This window comes from Allobosea sp. CS1GBMeth4 (assembly GCF_900185715.1).
Classification (GTDB): Bacteria; Pseudomonadota; Alphaproteobacteria; order Rhizobiales; family Beijerinckiaceae; genus Allobosea.
Map to the genome: position 1 here is coordinate 17675 of NZ_FYAS01000015.1, position 20083 is coordinate 37757.

The 20083-nt window shown below is 69.4% G+C and carries 21 protein-coding genes; 11 read left to right on the forward strand and 10 right to left on the reverse strand.

Translation table 11 applies throughout. The annotated features are described in order from the left end of the window. The first annotated feature begins 10 nt into the window (after positions 1–10). Positions 11–1138, forward strand: coding sequence for a molecular chaperone DnaJ (dnaJ, locus tag CS1GBM4_RS08470; protein WP_186418272.1), 1128 nt, complete (start codon positions 11–13; stop codon positions 1136–1138). 114 nt (positions 1139–1252) lie between these two features. On the opposite strand, the gene CS1GBM4_RS08475 is transcribed toward dnaJ, so the two are convergent. Together CS1GBM4_RS08475 and CS1GBM4_RS08480 are read right to left on the reverse strand one after the other, a co-directional pair. Then, the gene (locus CS1GBM4_RS08475) at positions 1253–1444 is read right to left on the reverse strand and encodes a CsbD family protein (protein WP_186418273.1); all 192 of its coding nucleotides are present in this window, start codon (positions 1442–1444) and stop codon (positions 1253–1255) included. 86 nt (positions 1445–1530) lie between these two features. Continuing rightward, positions 1531–2343, reverse strand: coding sequence for a helix-turn-helix transcriptional regulator (locus CS1GBM4_RS08480; RefSeq protein ID WP_186418274.1), 813 nt, complete (start codon positions 2341–2343; stop codon positions 1531–1533). Between the two features lie 133 nt (positions 2344–2476). Between CS1GBM4_RS08480 and CS1GBM4_RS08485 the strand changes: the two genes are divergently transcribed. Beyond that, positions 2477–2899 (forward strand): hypothetical protein, encoded by a 423-nt coding sequence (locus CS1GBM4_RS08485; RefSeq protein ID WP_186418275.1) that lies wholly within the window; start codon positions 2477–2479, stop codon positions 2897–2899. A 417-nt stretch (positions 2900–3316) separates the two neighbouring features. On the opposite strand, the gene CS1GBM4_RS08490 is transcribed toward CS1GBM4_RS08485, so the two are convergent. Continuing rightward, the gene (locus tag CS1GBM4_RS08490; RefSeq protein ID WP_186418276.1) at positions 3317–4549 is read right to left on the reverse strand and encodes an argininosuccinate synthase; all 1233 of its coding nucleotides are present in this window, start codon (positions 4547–4549) and stop codon (positions 3317–3319) included. 221 nt (positions 4550–4770) lie between these two features. Between CS1GBM4_RS08490 and CS1GBM4_RS08495 the strand changes: the two genes are divergently transcribed. Next, a complete protein-coding gene (locus tag CS1GBM4_RS08495; RefSeq protein WP_186418277.1) occupies positions 4771–5379 on the forward strand; it encodes a 2-hydroxychromene-2-carboxylate isomerase in 609 nt (202 codons plus the stop codon). Between the two features lie 197 nt (positions 5380–5576). Here the strand turns inward: CS1GBM4_RS08495 and CS1GBM4_RS08500 are convergent, their stop codons facing one another. The 4 genes from CS1GBM4_RS08500 to CS1GBM4_RS08515 all read right to left on the reverse strand — a co-directional run bounded on the left by CS1GBM4_RS08500 (position 5577) and on the right by CS1GBM4_RS08515 (position 9026). After that, complete coding sequence (locus tag CS1GBM4_RS08500) at positions 5577–6650, reverse strand: M48 family metallopeptidase (RefSeq protein ID WP_186418278.1); 1074 nt, start codon at positions 6648–6650, stop codon at positions 5577–5579. 31 nt (positions 6651–6681) lie between these two features. After that, complete coding sequence (locus CS1GBM4_RS08505; RefSeq protein WP_186418279.1) at positions 6682–7239, reverse strand: LemA family protein; 558 nt, start codon at positions 7237–7239, stop codon at positions 6682–6684. Positions 7240–7397: 158 nt separating this feature from the next. Beyond that, complete coding sequence (locus CS1GBM4_RS08510) at positions 7398–8405, reverse strand: LLM class flavin-dependent oxidoreductase (protein WP_186418280.1); 1008 nt, start codon at positions 8403–8405, stop codon at positions 7398–7400. A 117-nt stretch (positions 8406–8522) separates the two neighbouring features. Then, positions 8523–9026 carry a c-type cytochrome gene (locus CS1GBM4_RS08515; RefSeq protein ID WP_186418281.1) on the reverse strand — a complete coding sequence of 168 codons (504 nt, stop codon included), beginning with the start codon at positions 9024–9026 and terminating at the stop codon, positions 8523–8525. 440 nt (positions 9027–9466) lie between these two features. Between CS1GBM4_RS08515 and rpsA the strand changes: the two genes are divergently transcribed. The 6 genes from rpsA to CS1GBM4_RS08545 all read left to right on the forward strand — a co-directional run bounded on the left by rpsA (position 9467) and on the right by CS1GBM4_RS08545 (position 15445). Beyond that, entirely contained in the window at positions 9467–11173 is a 1707-nt protein-coding gene (rpsA, locus tag CS1GBM4_RS08520) for a 30S ribosomal protein S1 (RefSeq protein WP_186418282.1), read from the forward strand. Positions 11174–11423: 250 nt separating this feature from the next. Then, positions 11424–12713: an Hsp70 family protein gene (locus CS1GBM4_RS08525; RefSeq protein WP_186418283.1), complete on the forward strand. Its 1290-nt coding sequence runs from the start codon at positions 11424–11426 to the stop codon at positions 12711–12713. 142 nt (positions 12714–12855) lie between these two features. Continuing rightward, positions 12856–13824 (forward strand): signal peptide peptidase SppA, encoded by a 969-nt coding sequence (gene sppA / locus CS1GBM4_RS08530; RefSeq protein ID WP_186418284.1) that lies wholly within the window; start codon positions 12856–12858, stop codon positions 13822–13824. Between the two features lie 28 nt (positions 13825–13852). Beyond that, entirely contained in the window at positions 13853–14137 is a 285-nt protein-coding gene (gene ihfB / locus CS1GBM4_RS08535; protein ID WP_186418285.1) for an integration host factor subunit beta, read from the forward strand. Positions 14138–14155: 18 nt separating this feature from the next. Continuing rightward, positions 14156–14491, forward strand: coding sequence for a LapA family protein (locus CS1GBM4_RS08540; RefSeq protein WP_186418286.1), 336 nt, complete (start codon positions 14156–14158; stop codon positions 14489–14491). Positions 14492–14500: 9 nt separating this feature from the next. Continuing rightward, positions 14501–15445 carry an ornithine cyclodeaminase family protein gene (locus tag CS1GBM4_RS08545; RefSeq protein WP_186418287.1) on the forward strand — a complete coding sequence of 315 codons (945 nt, stop codon included), beginning with the start codon at positions 14501–14503 and terminating at the stop codon, positions 15443–15445. Between the two features lie 37 nt (positions 15446–15482). Here CS1GBM4_RS08545 and CS1GBM4_RS08550 read toward each other — a convergent pair whose 3' ends face one another. Together CS1GBM4_RS08550 and CS1GBM4_RS08555 are read right to left on the reverse strand one after the other, a co-directional pair. Continuing rightward, complete coding sequence (locus CS1GBM4_RS08550) at positions 15483–15656, reverse strand: DUF3309 family protein (RefSeq protein WP_186418288.1); 174 nt, start codon at positions 15654–15656, stop codon at positions 15483–15485. A gap of 99 nt (positions 15657–15755) precedes the next feature. After that, on the reverse strand, positions 15756–16742 hold the full coding sequence (locus CS1GBM4_RS08555; RefSeq protein WP_186418289.1) for a tripartite tricarboxylate transporter substrate binding protein: 987 nt from the start codon (positions 16740–16742) through the stop codon (positions 15756–15758). 146 nt (positions 16743–16888) lie between these two features. Between CS1GBM4_RS08555 and mepA the strand changes: the two genes are divergently transcribed. Next, positions 16889–17830, forward strand: coding sequence for a penicillin-insensitive murein endopeptidase (gene mepA / locus CS1GBM4_RS08560; protein ID WP_186418290.1), 942 nt, complete (start codon positions 16889–16891; stop codon positions 17828–17830). Between the two features lie 120 nt (positions 17831–17950). Here the strand turns inward: mepA and CS1GBM4_RS08565 are convergent, their stop codons facing one another. After that, complete coding sequence (locus CS1GBM4_RS08565) at positions 17951–19099, reverse strand: extensin family protein (protein ID WP_186418291.1); 1149 nt, start codon at positions 19097–19099, stop codon at positions 17951–17953. Between the two features lie 275 nt (positions 19100–19374). Here CS1GBM4_RS08565 and CS1GBM4_RS08570 point away from each other — a divergent pair, with 275 nt between their 5' ends. Then, positions 19375–20079, forward strand: coding sequence for a glutathione S-transferase N-terminal domain-containing protein (locus CS1GBM4_RS08570; protein WP_186418292.1), 705 nt, complete (start codon positions 19375–19377; stop codon positions 20077–20079). Positions 20080–20083: the final 4 nt, after the last annotated feature.

Consider the following 20083-nt stretch of genomic DNA (forward strand, 5'->3'; position numbering starts at 1 on the left):
AGCTGGTTGAATGTCGAAGCGCGACTATTACGAGATTCTCGGGGTCTCCCGGACCGTGACGGAAACCGAGCTGAAAAGCTCGTTCCGCAAGCTCGCCATGCAGCACCACCCGGACAAGAATCCGGGCGACAAGCAGGCCGAGATCAAGTTCAAGGAGATCAACGAGGCCTATCAGATCCTCTCGGACGGCCAGAAGCGCGCCGCCTATGACCGCTATGGCCACCAGGCTTTCGAGAATGGCGGCGGGGGCGGCGGCCCGGCCGACATGTCGGACTTCATGTCCGACATCTTCGAATCCTTCTTCGGCGACGGCCGTCGCGGCCCGCGCGGAGCCAATTCGCGCGAGCGCGGGGCCGATCTGCGCTATAACCTCGAGATCGGGCTCGAGGAGGCCTATACGGGCAAGAACGAGACCATCCACGTCCCAACCTCGGTGACCTGCGAGGTCTGTTCCGGTACCGGCGCCAAGGCCGGTTCGAAGTCGCGCCAGTGCCCGACCTGCGGAGGGCATGGCCGTGTCCGCGCCAGCCAGGGCTTCTTTTCGGTCGAGCGCACCTGCCCGACCTGCGGTGGCCGCGGCGAGGTCATCGACGACCCCTGCACCGGCTGCCAGGGCGCCGGCCGCGTCACGCGCGAGCGCACGCTCTCGGTCAACATCCCGGCCGGCGTCGAGGACGGCACCCGCATCCGCCTCGCGGGCGAGGGCGAGGCCGGGCTGCGCGGCGGCCCGCCGGGCGATCTCTACATCTTCCTGTCGATCAAGCCGCACGCCATCTTCCAGCGCGACGGTGCCGACCTGTTCTGCCGCGTGCCGATCGGGTTGACCTCGGCGGCGCTCGGCGGCGAGATCGAGGTGCCGACCCTGAACGGCGAGAAGGCCCGGGTGAAGATTCCGGAAGGCACCCAGACCGGCAAGCAGTTCCGCCTCAAGGGCAAGGGCATGAGCGTGCTGCGCTCGCGCGAGATGGGCGATCTCTACATCCAGGTCCTGGTCGAGACGCCGCAGAAGCTCACCGCCCGCCAGCGCGAGTTGCTGATGGAGTTCGAGCGCGAGAGCTCGCATTCCACCCATCCCGAGACGGCCGGCTTCTTCGGCCGCGTCAAGGATTTCCTCGGCGGCCTCGGCGGCTCCGCCTGAGAACTGTTCCGGGCTCGCTGCGCGAAGCCCCGGTATGACGGGACTGCTCTCGCCACGGAAAAGGCGGGCCGCCTCGCGGCGGCCCGCCTTCCTCGATGGGTTCCGGCCTTGCGGTCAGGCCTTGTCGACCACCTTCTTGACGGCGTCCTTGGCCTTGCCGACGGCCTGCTGCGCTTCGCCCTTGCGCTCCTGCGCGATGCCTTCGGCCTGGAGCCCGGGCTTGTCCATCGCCTTGCCGGCGGCTTGCTTGATGTTGCCCGCGGCCTCGTTGCCCATGCCCTTGATCTTGTCGGCGGTGCTGCCCATGGCAGGCTCCTTCTCATGATGGGGGAGGGCGCCGCAGCGCCCGGTCGAGAGGGAAACGTCGCGGACGGGCCGTGGTTCCCGCCGCCTCACGACTTCGTGGCCGCCGCCCGCAGGACCTGTGCCGTCGCTTCGTCGGCCGGGAAGAACGTCTCGAGCGCCAGCTCGGACAGGGTCACGTCGACCGGGGTGCCGAACACCGTCGTCGCCGAGATCAGCGACAGCACGGTCTCGCCCAGCTGCAGCTTGAGGGGCACCACGATCGGCGGCTCGGCGTCCTCCTGCGCTCTGCCCTTGGTGATCGGCGCTGCCGGCGCGGGATAGTTCAGCAATTCGGTCAGCAGCTCGGCGAGCATTGGGTCGGCGGTGGCGCGGATCTGCTGGCGCAGCCTGGCGATCAGATGGCCGCGCCATTCCGCAAGGTTGAGGATCGCCGGCGCGAGCCCGCGCGGGTGCAGGCTGAGCCTGAGCACATTGACCGGCGGGCGCAGCAGGTCGGCGTCTCCGGCGAGGGCGAGCAGGGGTGCGACCGCCGCATTGGCCGCGAGCAGGGTCCAGTGCCGGTCGACGGCGATGGCGGGATAGGGCTCGTGCCCCTTGAGCAGCTGGTCGATCGCGCTGCGCGCCGCCTGCAGGCCTGGATCCTCCAGCGAGCGTGCGAGATAGACCGGGGCATAGCCGGCCGCGAGCAGCAGCGCGTTGCGCTCGCGCAGCGGCACGCCGAGATGCTCGGCGAGGAGCAGCACCATGTCCCGGCTCGGCGCCGAGCGGCCGCTTTCGATGAAGCTGAGATGCTTCTGCGAGATCTCGGCCTCGAGGGCGAGGTCGAGCTGGCTCAGCCGGCGCAGCTGGCGCCAGTCGCGGATGAGGTGCCCGATCGTGGGCTGCTGATGCTTGTTCATGGCGGCAAGCTAGCTGCGGCGCCGGCTCCGTCCAATTACCTCGCGCTTAATCGACCCGCCGCCGCGCCTTCGCCAGCATGCCTCCATCAGCAACCACCGCCCGGAAGACGGGGCGGCCAACCGGAGACAAGCTATGGCCTTCATCCAGTCCTCGCGCCTTCTGCGCAACGCTCTCGCCCTCGACGCCGCCGCCTGCGCCGCGACCGGCCTGTTGCTCAGCCTCGGTGCGGGCTCTCTCTCGGCGCCGCTCGGTTTCCCGGCAGAGTTCCTGCGCGGCGCCGGGCTCGTGCTGCTGCCTTGCGCCGCGCTGCTGGCAGTCTTCGCCGGCCGGGCTCGCCTGCCACGGCTCGCGGTCTACGCCGTGATCGGGGTGAATCTTCTCTGGATCGCCGACAGCCTCCTGATCCTCGTCGCCGGCTGGTTCACGCCGACCACGCTCGGCACCGCCTTCGTCCTGGCCCAGGCCGCGGCGGTCGCGCTGGTCACCGAGCTCGAGGTGATCGGCCTGAGGAAGTCGGCCGCGGATGCCGGCGGGCCCGAGGTGGCGCTGCGCTGATCCTGCCCCTGTCCATACGAGGCCGCTGCGGCTTGGGTCGCGGCGGCCTCTGCCGACGACGGCCCTGTCACGAAACCGTCGTGCGCGCTCACTAGCCGGAGGATCCACCGCTTCGACGCCAACGCGGGACAGGACCTCCCATGCACAAGCCGCTTGCCCTCGCCGCCCTCGCCACGCTCTACGGGCTCGACAAAGGTCGAGGGCATGGCGGTCGACAGGGCCGGCAATCTCTTTGTCGTCACCGACAATGACGGCGTCGACGATTCCTCCGGCGAGACCCTGTTCTTCGCCTTCGGGAAGATCGCGAGGTAACAGCGATCCGCGTCATGCTAGGGCTCGACCCGAGCATCTCCTGAAAGAGATTCTCGGGTCGACGCTACGCGCCGCCCGAGAATGACGGCTTGGGAGCCGACCCAGTCACAGCCCCAGCTTGCGCTTGCGCTGGCCGAGCGTGCGCAGGCGCAGCGCGTTGAGCTTGATGAAGCCGGCGGCGTCGCGGTGGTCGTAGGCGACCGCGCCTTCCTCGAAGGTGACGAGATCCTGGTCGTAGAGCGAATAGGGGCTGGAGCGGCCGATGACGTGGACGCCGCCCTTATAGAGCTTGAGGCGCACCGTACCCGCGACGAACTCCTGGCTCTTGTCGATCAGCGCCTGCAGCATCTCGCGCTCCGGCGAGAACCAGAAGCCGTTATAGATCAGCTCGGCATATTGCGGCATGAGCTGGTCCTTGAGATGGGCGGCGCCGCGGTCGAGCGTGATCGACTCGATGGCGCGGTGCGCGACGGCGAGGATCGTGCCGCCGGGCGTCTCGTACATGCCGCGGCTCTTCATGCCGACGAAGCGGTTCTCGACCAGGTCGAGCCGGCCGATGCCGTTGTCGCGGCCGAGCTCGTTGAGCCTGGCGAGCAGCCTGGCCGGCGAGAGCTGGACGCCGTCGATCGCCACCGCATCGCCCCTGGCGAAGTCGATCGCGATCACGGTCGGCTTGTCGGGCGCCTCCTCCGGCGAGACGGTGCGCGAGAAGACATAGTCCGGCACCTCCTGTGCCGGGTCCTCCAGCACCTTCCCCTCCGAGGAGACGTGCAGCAGGTTGGCGTCGGTCGAGAACGGCGCTTCGCCGCGCTTGTCCTTGGCGATCGGGATCTGGTGCTGCTCGGCGAAGGCGATCAGCTGCTCGCGCGAGCGCAGGTCCCATTCCCGCCAGGGCGCGATCACCTGCACGTCCGGCTTCAGCGCATAGGCGGTCAGCTCGAAGCGGACCTGGTCGTTGCCCTTGCCGGTCGCGCCGTGCGAGACCGCGTCGGCGCCGACCTTCTCGGCGATCTCGATCAGCTTCTTGCCGATCAGCGGCCGGGCGATCGAGGTGCCGAGCAGATAGACGCCCTCATAGGCCGCATTGGCCCGGAACATCGGGAAGACGTAGTCGCGGACGAACTCCTCGCGCAGGTCTTCGATGAAGATGTTCTCCGGCTTGATGCCGAGCAGCAGCGCCTTCTGGCGGGCCGGCTCCAGTTCCTCGCCCTGGCCGAGATCGGCGGTGAAGGTCACGACCTCGCAATTGTAGGTGGTCTGCAGCCACTTCAGGATGATCGAGGTGTCGAGCCCGCCGGAATAGGCGAGCACGACCTTGTTGACGCGCTTCTCGGCCATGGACTGGTCTTCCTGCAGTGGCGGCACGAGGGCCCGTGCCTGGTGTAGAGAATGCGGCGTCACCGGCCGCATTTCGGACGTAACCGCGCACTATCGCAGGGTTGGGGGCGACGCAATCGGAACCTTATGATCGATCCGGCGTCGTCCGCTGATGAGTTGCCGCCCGCGATGTGGGCGGGATGGTGCGTTCGCGACGGCTGTCGCTGCTGCTCGGGGGTCTGATGCCGAATCGTCCTGTTCTCGATTTCTGGTACGAGTTCGCGTCGACCTATTCCTGCCTCAGCGCCCTGCGGATCGAAGCGGCGGCCGAAGCCGCCGGGGTCGCGGTGCGCTGGCGCCCGTTCCTTCTCGGGCCGATCTTCGCCGCGCAGGGCTGGGCGAGCTCGCCCTTCAACCTCTTCCCCAACAAGGGCCGCTACATGTGGCGCGACATGGCGCGCCGCGCCGCGCGCAACGGGCTCGTCATCGTCCGGCCCGAGACCTTTCCGCAGAACTCGCTGGTGGCGGCCCGGCTTGCTCTGGCGGGGCGCGAGGCCGGCTGGCTGCCGGCCTTTTCCAGGGCGCTGTTTCGCGCCGAATTCTGCGAGGGTCGCAACATCGCCGAGGAGGCGGTGCTGAGCGCGGCCCTGCGCGAGGCCGGGGCCGATCCCGGCACGGCCTTTCCCGCCTCGCGGAGCGAGGAGATCAAGGGAAGGCTCAAGGCCGAGACCGAGCTCGCCAAGTCGCTCGGCATCTTCGGCGCACCGACCTTCGTCACCGAGGACGGCGAACTGTTCTGGGGCGACGACCGGCTCGAGGAAGCGCTCGCCTGGGCGAAGGACGGGCGCTGAGGCGCCGCAGCGCGGTCGGACCCACTTCCCCTTTCCGGGACTTCGCGCAGCGAAGGATCCGGAATCCATGACCACCGGCGGGGCAGGGTCTGCCTCGCCATCGCAGCGCCCATCCTCGTGACCTCGCGGTCATGGGTTCCGGGCTCAGGCCTGACGGCTGTCCCGGAAAGACGGCGTGACGCTGTTCGTCGCGATGGCTAGCTCCCCGCCGCCGGCGGCGTCGGCCGCGACCACGGCCCGTGCGCGGCCGAGGTCTCGACGATCTCGGGCAGGGGCTGGCGCTCGCTGATCTTCGGCGGCCCGGGCGGCGCCTCGGGCGGCAGGCGCCCGCCCGCGGTCTGCACCAGCGCCTGCACGCGCTTGGTCACGGAAGGGTGGGTCGAGAACAGGTCGGCGAAATCGTCGGGATCGTTCTCGAAGCACATGTCCATCACGCCGGACGGCACGTTGTCCATGTCGGCGCGGCCGGAGATCTTGAGCAGGGCCGAGATCATCGCGTCCGGATTCTTGGTCAGCTCGACCGCCCCGGCATCGGCGAGATATTCGCGGGCCCGCGACAGCGACAGCCGGATCAGGACGGCGAGGAGCCAGGCGACCGCGATGACGGCGAAGCCGAGGACGATCGCCGCGCCGCTGCCCTTCCTGTCGCCGTCGGACGAGATCCGCACCCGCCCGAGATTGCGGAACAGCACCTCGCCGACGAAGGAGATGATGCCGGCGATCACGACGGCGATCACCATCAGCCGGACGTCGCCATTGCGGATATGCGTCAGCTCGTGCGCGATCACCGCCTCGATCTCGGCGTCGTTGAGCTGCTCGATCAGCCCGGTGGTCAGCGTCACCGTGAACTGCTTGTCGTTGACGCCGCTGGCGAAGGCGTTGAGCGCGTCGCTCTGGATGATGGCGAGCTTCGGCGTCGTCATGCCGCGCGAGATGCACAGATTCTCCAGCATCCGGTAGAGCTTGGGCTGCGCCTCCCGGGTCACGCCCTCGGCGCCCGAGACCGCCTCGATCAGCGCGACGTTGACCTTGAAGCCGATCAGCACCCAGGCCGCCGTGCCGAGCGTGACGAAGGGCAGCCAGGCCCAGAAGCGCTGGTTGACCACGCCCATCACGGTGCGTCCGCGCGGCACGCCGACATAGCCGTAGCCGACCAGCATCACGCCCCAGACGGTAAGATACACCATCAGGAAGAGCCCGATGATCAGGGCGACCGACCGGGTCCGGTTGTTGCGCTGATGGGTATAGAGCCCGAAGGCTTCCCCCGGCATCGCCGCGGCTCCGCTGTGCTGCCCGGTGCGGTCAGAACTTCACGGTCGGCGCGACCTCGATCTGCGCCCGGGTCTGCTCGCCGACATCGAAGAATTCGCGCGGGGTGAAGCCCATCTGCGGGGCGAAGAACACGGCCGGGAAGGCCTGGATCGCCGCGTTGAACTCGCTGACCGCGTTGTTGAAGAAGCGGCGCGCCGCCGCCAGCTTGTCCTCGACATTGCCGAGGTCCTGCTGGAGCTGCTGGAAGTTCGCGCTCGCCTTCAGGTCCGGATAGGCCTCGCCCAGCGCCAGCAGACGGCCGACGGCGCCGGTGAGCTGCTGTTCGGCCACGGCCTGGTCGTGCGGGCCGCTCGCGGCTTGGGCCTGGTTGCGCGCTTTGATCACCGCGTCGAAGGTTTCCTTCTCGTGACTGGCATAACCCTTCACGGTCTCGACCAGGTTCGGAATCAGGTCGTGCCGCTGCTTCAGCTGCACGTCGATGTCGGCGAAGGCCTGGTTGACGCGCTGGCGCATCGCGACGAGGCCGTTATAGGTCATGATCAGCCAGACCACGACGACGACGATCAGTCCAAGGACGACCCAACCCATGGTGTTCTCCTTCGGCACAGCCGATCTCGCCGGCAGCCTCGCATGAAGGGCGACGCAGGGGAAGTTGCCCCTGCCCGCCGCGGCCCGTCCTTGCGCCGTTCAGGCGGGTTTTCCGCTGTTTTCCGATGCCGGCCGCCGGTGGTGGACCTGCCGCGCGATCAGGCGGCCGCTGCGGCGCGCCCGAGCGTCGGCCTGATCTCCGCCAGGATCTCGTAGGAGCGCTTGCGGGCGGCATGGTCGAAGATCGCCGAGGCGACGATCAGCTCGTCGGCCCCGGTCTTCTCGATGAAGGCCGCCAGTTGCTCGCGCACGCTCTCGCGCGAGCCGACGAAGGAGCAGGCGAGCATGCGCTGCGCCTGCGCCTTCTCCGGGCCGGACCAGTAGCTCTCGATGTCGTCGATCGGCCTCGGCAGCAGGCCGCGCCGGCCGCGCAGCATGTCGGCGAAGCGCTGCTGCACCGAGGTGAAGAGGTGCTGCGCCTCGGCGTCGCTGTCGGCGGCGACGACGTTGCAGCCGACCATGGCATAGGGCTTGTCGAGCTGGGCCGAGGGCTGGAAGCGCTCGCGATAGACGGACAGCGCGTCCATCAGCGCATCCGGCGAGAAATGCGAGGCGAAGGCGTAGGGCAGCCCGAGCACGGCGGCGAGCTGCGAGCCGAACAGGCTGGAGCCGAGGATCCAGAGCGGAACGTTGGTGTTCGTGCCCGGCACGGCCTGGACCACCTGGTCCTGCTGCAGCGGCCCGAGCAGCGTCTGCAGCTCGAGCACATCCTGCGGGAAGCGCTCGGCCGAGTCGGCCTCGCGCCGCAGCGCCCGCCAGGTGCGCTGGTCGGTTCCGGGCGCGCGGCCGAGTCCGAGGTCGATGCGGCCGGGATAGAGCGTCTCGAGCGTGCCGAACTGTTCGGCGATCACCAGCGGCGAATGGTTCGGCAGCATGATGCCGCCGGCGCCGACGCGGATCGTCCTGGTCCCCTCGGCGACATAGCCGATCGCGACGGCCGTCGCGGCGCTGGCGATGCCGGTCATGTTGTGGTGCTCCGCCAGCCAGAAGCGGGTGTAGCCCAGCCTCTCGGCGTGGCGGGCGAGATCGCGGCTGTTGTGGAGCGCGTCGGCGGCGGTCGCGCCTTCGGCGATGAAGGCGAGGTCGAGAATGGAGAGCGGGAACATGCGGGGGCTTCCCTTGCATCGCGCCGGCTCGCAGCCGGGCTTCGCCGCAAGAGATCGGCAGCCGGCGCGGCGCCCGCAAGCCGGCCGGGCGCATACGCGCCCGGCCTGCGGCGAGGGTCAGGGCACGGCGAGGGTGAGGTAGGGGGCTGCCGCCTTCTCCGTGGGGCCAGCCAGCATCGGCACCTGATTGCGCACCGGAGCCAGGCTCTTGAGATAGCTCGCCAGCGCGAGCGCGTCGGCATCGGTCAATGTGCTGTAGCTCTGATAGGGCATGGCCGGCGCGAGCTGGCGCCCGTCCGGCCGGACGCCGGTGCGGACCGCCTTGACGATGTCCTGCTCGCTCCAGCGTCCGAGACCCGTTTCCGCGTCGGGCGTCAGGTTCGGCGGGTAGAAGATGCCGAGCCCGGGGATGTGGAAGCCGACCTCGGAGCCGGCGAGCCTGCGCGCCCTGTCGGGCTTGCCGAGCAGCAGGCCGGGCGTGTGGCAGCCGCCGCAATCCATGATGGCGGCCAGGTATTCGCCGCGCTGCAGGCGCTCTTTCGGCGCGGTCTGCGCCTGGGCGGCGACGGTCGAGAACAGCGCCGCCGTGAGGATCGCGAGGTTGGACAGGGATTTCTGCATTCGTGAGGCTCCTTCCCCGGCCGTGCGGGGATGCCGGGCCGGCACCGGTTGATGGCCATGTCAGAACGCTATTCGCAGACGGATGGGGCGAGCCGGTGCGGGTGGCCGGTTTCGGCCTCATCGATCGATTCTGTCACGGTGCCGACCGTGCGGCAAGCGGGCGGGCGCTTGCCCCGCGCGGCCGGATCGACTACATCGGGCCCGTCCGAAGGGCCGTGATCGATCACAGCCGGGGGGCGGCCAGCCGGCCGGCTCCCGTTTCGTGTTTGGAAGCGGCACGTCGGATGCGGATCGGCCCCTGCGGCCAGGCGCCGCCGTCCATGGGACGGCAAGCTCCGTGAAGCGGAGCACCGCTGAGGATCGATCCGGCGTGCAGCACCAACCCAATCGGCGCCATGCCGGACATCCGCGGGATACGCGGCCGGCGTTCAGGAGCACATATGTCAGCTGTCGAAAGCTATAGCGCGGGTCGCGAGGATTTCGCCGCCCTGCTCGAGGAATCCTTCACCCGGAACGAGGCCCTCGAAGGGACCGTCATCAAGGGCAAGGTCGTCGCCATCGAGAAGGACATGGCGATCATCGACGTCGGTCTGAAGACCGAAGGTCGCGTCGCCCTCAAGGAATTCACCGGCCCGGGCCGGGATGAGGAGCTCAAGGTCGGCGACGAGGTCGAGGTCTATCTCGACCGGATCGAGAACGCGCTCGGCGAAGCCGTGATCTCGCGCGACAAGGCCCGCCGCGAAGAGAGCTGGGTCAAGCTCGAGAAGGCCTTCGAGGCCCGCGAGAAGGTCATGGGCATGATCTTCAACACGGTCAAGGGTGGCTACACCGTCGATCTCGACGGCGCCGTCGCCTTCCTGCCGCGCTCGCAGGTCGACATCCGCCCGATCCGCGACGTCGGCCCGCTGATGGGCCAGCCGCAGCCCTTCGAGATCCTCAAGATGGATCGCCGCCGCGGCAACATCGTCGTCTCGCGCCGCACCGTGCTCGAAGAGACCCGCGCCGAGGCGCGCTCCGAGCTCGTCGCTTCGCTCGAAGAGGGCCAGGTCATCGACGGCGTCGTCAAGAACATCACCGAGTACGGCGCCTTCGTCGACCTCGGCGGCATCGACGGCCTGCTGCACGTCACCGACATGGCCTGGCGCCGCGTCAACCACCCGTCCGAGGTCGTCACCATCGGCCAGACGGTCAAGGTCAAGATCATCAAGATCAACCAGGAGACGCACCGCATCTCGCTCGGCATCAAGCAGCTGCTCGCCGATCCGTGGGATGGCATCGCCGCCCGCTACCCGGTCGGCACCCGCCTGAAGGGCCGCGTCACCAACATCACGGACTACGGCGCGTTCGTCGAGGTGGAGCCGGGCATCGAAGGCCTGATCCACGTCTCCGAGATGTCCTGGACCAAGAAGAACGTCCACCCCGGCAAGATCGTCTCGACCTCGCAGGAAGTCGACGTCGCGATCCTCGAGGTCGATCAGGTCAAGCGCCGCATCTCGCTCGGTCTGAAGCAGACCCTCCGCAATCCGTGGGAGGTCTTCGCCGAGCAGCATCCGGCCGGTTCGGTGGTCGAGGGCGAGGTCAAGAACAAGACCGAGTTCGGTCTGTTCCTCGGCCTCGAGGGCGACATCGACGGCATGATCCACCTCTCGGACCTGGACTGGAACCGTCCGGGCGAGCAGGTGATCGAGGAGTACAAGAAGGGCGACATGCTCCAGGCGGTCGTCCTCGACGTCGACGTCGAGAAGGAGCGCATCTCGCTCGGCCTGAAGCAGCTCGGCGGCGATCCCTTCGTGGATGCCGGCGAGTTCAAGAAGGGCCAGGTCGTGACCTGCGAGATCATCGACGTCAAGGATGGCGGTCTCGACGTCAAGATCGCCGGCACCGACATGACGACCTTCATCAAGCGCGCCGAGATCGCGCGTGATCGTGCCGAGCAGCGCCCCGAGCGCTTCGCTCCGGGCGAGAAGGTCGATGCCCGCGTCGTGCTGTTCGACAAGAAGGCCCGCAAGATCCAGGTCTCGATCAAGGCCCTGGAAGTGGCCGAGGAGCGCGAGGCGATGGCGCAGTACGGCTCCGCCGACTCCGGCGCCTCGCTCGGCGACATCCTCGGCGCAGCCCTCAAGAAGGCCAGCACCGACAAGAAGTGATCTCGGGCCGCGCAAGGCGGCCTGAGCAGCCATCGGCCCGCGCGGAGAGATCCGCGCGGGCTTTTGTTTCGCCACTCGCGTCTTCCCGGGGCGCGGCGAAGCCGCGAGCCCGGAACCCATGAACGCGGCGTTTGCCGGGTTCGCTGTGGCCGAAGCCCGTTCGATCAGGCGCGGCGTTCATGGGTTCCGGGCTCTTCGCTGCGCGAAGCCCCGGAATGACGGTGGCGGTTCACCGCATCAGGAGACGGACATGCAGGACGCGGCGATCGGCATCGATTTCGGCACCACCAACAGCGTGGTCGCGCTCGCTCGTCCGGACGGCTCGGTGACGACCCGCAGCTTCCAGACCCGGCAGGGCGCGGTCGACGCCTATCGCTCGGCCCTGATGTTCTGGCGCGAGGGCCGGCCGCCGAACGCCCGCGTCACCCATGTCAGCGGCCCGGACGCGCTCGACATGGCGCTCGGCATGACGGCCGAGCACCGCTTCCTGCAGTCGCTGAAGACCCATCTCTCCAGCCGCGCCTTCCAGGAGACCCGCCTGTTCGGCAAGCTCTTCCGGCTGGAGGACCTGATCGCCGTCTTCCTGACCGATTTGTCCGCCGGTCTCGCCGGCCTCGGCGAGCGCAGCGTGCTCTCCGGCCGACCGGTCGTCTTCGCCGGCGATCGGCCGGACGAGGCGCTGGCGCTCTCGCGCCTCTCGGCGGCCTATGGCCAGGCTGGCATGACCGAGGTCGACTTCGCCTATGAGCCGCTCGGGGCGGCCTATTGGTACGCACGCGATCTGACGACGCCGCAGACCATGCTGGTCGCCGATTTCGGCGGCGGCACCAGCGACTTCTCGGTGATGCGCTTCGAACCCGGTGCGAACGGAACATTGCAGGCCGTGCCGCTTTCCCATGCCGGCGTCGGCGTCGCCGGCGACACGTTCGACTACCGCATCATCGAGCACGCCGTCTCGCCGCTGCTCGGCAAGGGCTCGGACTATCTCTCCTTCGGCAAGCGGCTGCCGATCCCGGCGCATTATCACGCCGCCTTCGCGCAATGGCACCGGCTCTCGCTGATGAAGAGCCGCGAGACCATGGCCGAGCTCAAGGCCCTGATCCGCGACGCTGTCGAGCCGGGGCGGCTCGAGGATCTGATGACGGTGATCGAGTACGATCTCGGCTACGAGCTCTACCGCGCCGTCTCGGCGACCAAGATCGCGCTCTCGTCGCAGGCGGAGGCGCAGCTGACCTTCGACCAGATGGGCGTGCGCATCGACCGCACCGTGACGCGGGCCCTGTTCGAGCGCTGGATCGCCGGGGACGTGGCGGCGATCGAGGGCGCTCTCGACGAGGCGCTGGCCGGCGCCGGGGTCGCGGCGGACCGGATCGAGGCGGTGTTCATGACCGGCGGCACCTCCTATGTGCCGGCGGTGCGCGCCCTGTTCGACCGGCGCTTCAGCCCGCAGCGCATCCATATCGGCGACGCCTTCCGTTCGGTCGCCAGCGGGCTCGCCCTGCTCGCGCTCGACCGGCAGCGAGCGCGAGCCGCGGCCTGACCGGACCTCCGGTTGCGACAACTGCCGCCTTGCCCCTCCAGCATGGCGGAGCTACACCACTGGCCCTATCAGAAATTGCGAGACGGACCGCCGACCGGGTTGTGCCCGCTCGCTCGGATCCGCTCCAACCGGAGCAGCCGACATGTCGTCCGATGCCGATCTGCTGGCTGATCGTCGCAGCCTGCGCCGCAAGCTCTCGCTCTGGCGGCTGCTTGCTCTGGCCGGCGTGGTCGCGCTGGTGGTCGCCGGCGCGCTCGCCTGGAGCGGGCGCCTGCCGGGCAGCACCGCGCAGGCGCATATCGCCCGCGTCACCATTTCCGGCTTCATCTCGGGGGATCGCCGCACGCTCGATCTGATCAAGTCGCTCGAGGGCAGCCGCGCCAGCGCCGTGCTGCTCAGGATCGACAGCCCCGGCGGCACCACCACCGGGTCCGAAGCCGTGCACGAGGCCCTGCGCCGGCTCGCGGCGAAGAAGCCGGTCGTCGCCGTGGTCGACGGGCTCGCGGCCTCGGGCGGCTACATCGTCGCCCTCGGCAGCGACCGCATCGTCGCGCGCCAGACCTCGCTCGTCGGCTCCATCGGCGTGCTCTTCCAGTTCCCGAACCTGGCGCGCCTGATGGATACGATCGGCGTCAAGGTCGAGGAGGTGAAGTCGAGCCCGCTCAAGGCCGCGCCGAACGGCTTCGAGCCGCCTTCGCCGGAGGCGATCGCGGCGCTGAAGCGCGTCGTCGACGACAATTACGACTGGTTCAAGCGGCTGGTCCGCGACCGGCGCAAGCTCGTCGACACCGAGCTCGCCGCCGTCTCCGACGGCCGTGTCCATTCCGGCCGGCAGGCCATCACCCTCAAGCTGGTCGACGAGATCGGCGGCGAGCCGGAAGCGATCGCCTGGCTCGAGCGCGAGAAGGGGGTCGGCAAGTCGCTGCCCGTGCGCGACTGGCGGCGGCGCAGCGAATCCTCGTCCTACGGCCTGTGGAGCGCGGGCGAGGCGCTGGCGCGCGCGGCCGGTTTGGAGACCCTCGCCGTCCTGATCGCGCGCGCAGCCGAGACGCCGGTCGGACTGCGGCTTGACGCGCCCTTGGCGCTCTGGCAGCCTGCCGTCGAAAAGTGACGAAGTTACAAGCGGTTATATTCTCCCCATGATAAAATCAGAACTCGTCCAGCGCATCGCCGAGCGCAACACCCACCTCTATCAGCGCGATATCGAGAATATCGTCGGCTCGATCCTCGACGAGATCGTCAAGGCGTTGGCGCGCGGCGATCGGGTCGAGCTGCGCGGCTTCGGCGCGTTTTCGACCAAGGAGCGCGCCGCCCGGGTCGGCCGCAATCCGCGCACGGGCGATTCCGTCAAGGTCGACCAGAAGTTCGTGCCGGTCTTCAAGACCGGCAAGGAGCTGCGCATGCGGCTGAACGGCAAGGCCTGATCGGGCCGGAGGAGCGGGATGAAGGCTTTCTTCAAGGCGCTGGTGCTCGTTCCGGTCGCGCTGCTCGTGGTGCTGTTCGCCGTGGCGAATCGCGGGGCGGTCCGGGTCTCGCTCGATCCGATCAGCCGCGACGCGCCGGCGCTCGCCTTCGACCTGCCGCTCTTCGCCGTCGTCCTCGCCGCCCTCGCCGTCGGCATCCTGATCGGCGGCTTCGCCTCCTGGCTGGCCCAGGGCAAGCACCGCAAGGCCGCGAGGCTCAATCGCCGCGAGGCGGAGAAGCTGCGCAGCGAGGCGCAGTCCCTGCGCGCCGCCGTGCCGGATTCGGCGCTGCCTGCGCTCACCAACCGCGTCTGAAGCCCTGCCATGCGCTTTTTCCCGGCCGCCGAGATCGACGGCCTGCTCGACTTCCCCGCCCTGATCGACGCGCTGGCCGCGGCCTTCCGCGGCACGATCGTCACCCCCGTGCGCCATCACCACGAGGTCGAGCGGCCGGATGCGGCGGCGACCCTCCTGCTGATGCCGGCCTGGACCACCGCGGATGCCGAACCGGCCTTCCTCGGCACGAAGGTGGTCACCGTCTTCCCGGGGAACGCCGCTCGCAGCCTGCCGAGCGTGATGGGCACCTATCTGCTGATGGACGGCGCCACCGGCACGCCGCTCGCGGCGCTCGACGGCGCCCGGCTGACGCTCTGGCGCACCGCCGCGGCTTCGGCGCTCGCCTCGCGCATGCTGGAGCGCCCGGACAGCGAGCGCATGCTCATGGTGGGGGCCGGCGCGCTGGCGCCCTTCCTGGTCAAGGCGCATCGCAGCGTGCGTGCCTTCGAGGACATCGCGATCTGGGCACGCCGTCCGGAGGCGGCCGCCGAGGTCGTCGCCGGGCTGGCGCGCGACGGCATCGCGGCGCGCGTCGCCGAGAATCTCGAGGCGGAGGCGCGGCAGGCGGATCTGATCTCCTGCGCCACGCTCTCGCGCGAGCCGCTGATCCATGGCCGCTGGCTCAAGCGCACGGCCCATCTCGATCTGGTCGGGGCCTTCAACCTGTCGATGCGGGAGGCCGACGACGAGGCGCTGCAGCGCGCCCATGTCTTCGTCGACACCGAGGCGGCGCTGCACGAGGGCGGCGACGTCGCCGTGGCTATCAGGAACGGCGCCTATACCGCCGGGCAGGTCGCCGGCACGCTGGCCGGGCTTTGCCGCGGCGAATACGACACCGAGGCCGAACGCGACGACGTGACGGTGTTCAAATCCGTCGGCACCGCGCTCGAGGATCTCGCCGCCGCGACGCTGGTCTGGCGATCGGCACTCTGAACGCGCGCCGCCGGAGCGGCGCGCGCCGGCGATGCGGTCAGACCCTCACGGCCGGGCCGCCGAGAGCCCCGAGCAGCCACAGCACGATCACGATCACCAGCACGAGGCCGACCACGCCGCCGAGGCCGGCGCCGCCATAGCTGCGATGACCGTAATACCCGCCGCCGCCCAGCAGGATCAGCAGCAGGATGATAATCAGGAGGGTGGACATCAGGCAGCCCTTCTTCGTTCGCTCCGCCGCGGATCGGCGGGCAGCGTCCGGAGAACGTCGAGCCGCTCGGGGAAGTTCCCGCAGCGCCGCCCGCCGGGCTCACTCCGCCTGGATGCCGGCCTCGCGGATCAGGTCGCCCCAGCGCTTCATCTCCGCCCGCAGGAAGGCCGCGAGCTCGGCCGGGCTGTTGCCGACCGGCTCGGCGGCGAGCAGGTCCATCTTGGCGCGCACGGCCGGATCGGCGATCGCCGCCTTGGTGTCGGCCTGGACCTTGTCGATGATGGCCTGCGGCGTCTTCGCCGGCGCGAACAGGGCGAACCAGGACGAGACGTCGAAGCCCGGAACGGTCTCGGCGATCGGGGCGAATTCCTGTGCGGTCGGCGACCGCTTGGCGGTGGTGATGCCGAGCCCGCGGATCGTGCCGGCCCGCACATGCGGCAGCGCCTGGGTGATGTTGTCGAAGATCAGGTCGATGCGGCCGCCGATCAGGTCCTGCGTCGCCTGGGCCGTGCCGCGATAGGGCACATGCACCATCTTCGTGCCGGACAGTTTCTGGAAGAGCTCGCCGGAGAGGTGCACGGAGGTTCCCACCCCGGAGGAGCCGTAGGTCAGCTTGCCGGGGTTGGCCTTGGCATAGGCGACGAGCTCGGCGACGTTCTGGACGGGCAGATGCTTGCCGATCACCAGCAGGTTCGGCACCATCGCGACCATGGTGATCGGCGCCAGGTCCTTCAGCGGATCATAGTTCAGCTTGGCATAGAGATACTGGTTGGTCGCGAGGCCGACCGAGACGATCAGCAGCGTGTCGCCGTTCGGCTCCGCCTTGGCGACGGCGTCGGTCCCGAGATTCCCGCCGGCGCCGGCCCGGTTCTCCACGACGAAATGGGTGCCCCAGCTCTGGCCGAGCCGGTCGGCGACGAGCCGGGCGAGCACGTCGGTCGCGCCCGCCGGCGGGAAGGGCACCACCAGCTTCAGCGTGCGCCCCTGCGGCCAGCTGCCCTGGGCGCTGCCTGCGACCGGCCAGGCCAGCGTGGCGCCGAGGCCGCCGAGCAGAGCGCGGCGGTCGAGCGTGATTCGGGTCGTCATGATGTCTCCTCCGGCCGTGGCCGTGCGGAGCTTCGCGCCCGCCTGTACGGCCGGCGCGACGCTGCCGATTCGCGCGGCCCTTGTCCAGAGCGTCGCCGCGTCGCGCGGGCTTGACCGGCCAGTGGGCTGACTGCGATTCTGCGCCGATGCTGCCCCTGTCCCGCTTCGCCCGTCTGATTCTCCTGCCGGTGCTGGTCGCGGCCGGAGCGGCCCGGGCCCAGTCCACCGCCGAGGCCGAGGCCAGGACGCGCGCCGCCAACATCGCGGCCTATCCCGACGCCGCGCGCGCCCTGTTCGGCCAGAAGACCGCGCCCGCCGCCTTGCAGGCGCGTGCCATCGGCTCCTATGCCCGCGGCTGCCTCGCCGGGGCGACGGCGTTGCCGGTCGAGGGCGAGACCTGGCAGGTGATGCGGCGCGCCCGCAACCGCAATTGGGGCCATCCCGAGCTGATCGCCTTCCTCGAGCGCTTCGCCCGCGAGGTGCCGAAGGTCACCGGCTGGGCCGGCCTGCTCGTCGGCGACATCTCGCAGCCGCGCGGCGGGCCGATGCTGACCGGCCATGCCTCGCACCAGATCGGGCTCGACGCCGACATCTGGCTGACGCCGATGCCGCGGAAGCGCCTCGACAGCGACGATCGCGAGAACATGGCCGCGACCAACATGGCCCGCGCCGACTGGCGCGATGTCGATCCCAAGGCCTGGACGCCGGCGCATACCCGCCTGATCAAGGCGGCCGCCAGCGAGCCCAGGGTCGAGCGCATCTTCGTCAATCCGGCGCTCAAGGTCGCGCTCTGCCGCGAGGCCGGCTCCGACCGGTCCTGGCTGAACAAGGTCAGGCCGATCTGGGGCCACAACTATCATTTCCACGTCAGGATGAGCTGCCCGCCGGGCGCCGCGGGCTGCGACGGCCAGGAGCCGCCCAATTTCGGCGACGGCTGCGGCGAGGAGCTGAGCGGCTGGGTCGAGCGGCAATATCAGGCGATCTTCCATCCGCCCAAGCCGAAGCCCGGCCCCAAGCCGAAGCCCAAGCCGCCCATGTCGCTCGACGCGCTGCCGGCCGAGTGCCGGCAGGTGCTGGTGTCGCGCTAGGAGTGTTCGTCATGCTCGGGCTTGACCCGAGCATCTCAGGCCGGGGGAGGCTCCGGGCGGTGCCTTCTCCGTCCGGAGATTCTCGGGTCTGCGCTGCGCTCCGCCCGAGAATGACGTTCATTACCGCCGGATCGATCCCGTCTGCTGCCCCTGCGGCCGGTACGCGAACGGGTCGTTGCGCGGGTTGATCGGCGGCTCGCTCTCGCCTGGCTGCGCGCCGTCGAGGATGCCGTTGCCTTCGTCGTCGCCGACGATCAGCTCCTCGGTCGGAGGCACCGAGCCGGGCAGCTGCAGCGGGCCGCGCATCTCGCTCGGCGGCGGCTGCGGCTGATAGCGCGGGCTCGCCTGCTGCGGGCTCTCCTCGATATAGCGCCGCTGTGCCTCCAGCCCGCCCTGGCCCTGCCGGTGGGCGACCGAATAGCCGCCGTCCACCGCGCCGGGAGGACGCAGCCCCGCGCTCGGCTGGCGCAGCAATCCGCCCGATCCGCTCGCCACCATCGGCGGCGGCAGCCCCTGGCGCGTCGCCGGCTCCTGCTGTTGCAGCGCCATGCGGTCCGGCCTCGCCGGGTCCGGCGGCGGCAGGTTGTAGTTCGGCTCGTACTTGATCACCGGCTTGCAGATGCGCCGGCCCTTGGAATGGCGTGCCAGGTCGATGTGGAAATGGTCGTAGTGGAAGGCGTCGGCGCCGGGGCCGAGCACGGTCGAGAAATGCTCGCAGGCGCCGACGAAGATCTCGCGCAGGAAGGCCTGCTCCTCGGGCGAACCGCGCCAGCCGTCCTTGACGGTGACGACCCGGTTGTCGTTCAGGCGGAAGGAGAACACGTCGACGGCGTTGCCATAGGCATGCTCGGAGGTGCGGCTCGTGCCCGTGCCGTTGTTCATGGCGCGGCAGGAATAGGAGCCGGCGCGCATCTCGATCACCTGCGCGCCGAGCACGTTCATCGCCGCCGGTTGCACCACGTCGGCGAGCCATTTGTCCGTGGTCGCGACCACGGGGCAGGCGAGGGTGGCGTTGCTGGTCAGCCCGATCGAGCCGCCGCCGAAGGCGGCGACGCGCAGCGGCTTCTCCATGCCGCAGGTGCCGGGCCCGTCGATCGGCTTCTCGCGCAGGCTGACATAGGAGGAGAGCTGCACCTGGCGCGAGGCCAGGCAGGCGGCTTCGGCCTGGTCGCGCCAGGCGGCACGCTGCGGCTTCTGGAACTTGCCGCAGCCGGCGAGGCCGACACCGAGCGCGCCGAGCGCGAGGATGGTGAGATGAACGCGACGCATGTCCGATCAGATGCGAGGCGTTGGATGAACGGTTTGTTGACCGGCTGCGTCCGGGAAGCCACGACCGCTCGAAGTTTGCCGATGGCGTTAAGCGGCAGTTAACGCTGCCCGGTCCGGCGCCTGCGGATCTTAACCTCGACATTTCGCGGATGCGTTCGCGGTTCGGCGGCGCTGCAAGATCCGGGCGGTTGCGCCCTTGCCGCGGGCGCAGCAATCTGCGCCGCAACGTCATGGCCTCCGCCGCCGGCGTCCCGCCATCCGAGGATATCCGCAAAATGCCCGATCTTTCCGCCTTTCCGATCACGCAGCGCTGGCCCGCCGAGCATCCCGACCGGCTGCAGCTCTACTCCCTGCCGACGCCCAACGGCGTGAAGGTCTCGATCATGCTGGAGGAGACCGGCATTCCCTACGAGCCGCACACCATCGACATCGGCAAGAACGAGACCTGGACGCCGGAATTCCTCTCGCTCAACCCGAACGGCAAGATCCCGGCGATCATCGACCCCGACGGGCCCGGCGGAAAGCCGTTCGGTCTGTTCGAATCGGGCGCCATTCTGGTCTATCTCGCCGAGAAGTCCGGCAAGTTCCTCCCCGTCGATCCGGCCCGCCGCTACGAGACCCTGCAATGGGTCTTCTTCCAGATGGCGGCGATCGGCCCGATCTTCGGCCAGCTCGGCTTCTTCCATAAATTCGCCGGCCGCGAATACGAGGACAAGCGCCCGCGCGACCGCTACGCCAACGAGAGCAAGCGCCTGCTCGGCGTCCTGGAGACGCGGCTTTCCGGCCGGGGCTGGCTGATGGGCGACGATTACACCATCGCCGACATCGCAACGCTCGGCTGGGTCCGCAATCTCGTCGGCTTCTACGGCGCCGGCGAGTTGGTCGAGTACGACAAGCTCAAGCTCGTCCCGAAATGGCTGGAGCGCGGCCTGGCCCGGCCGGCCGTGCAGCGCGGGCTGGAGATCCCGAAGCGGCCCTGACACA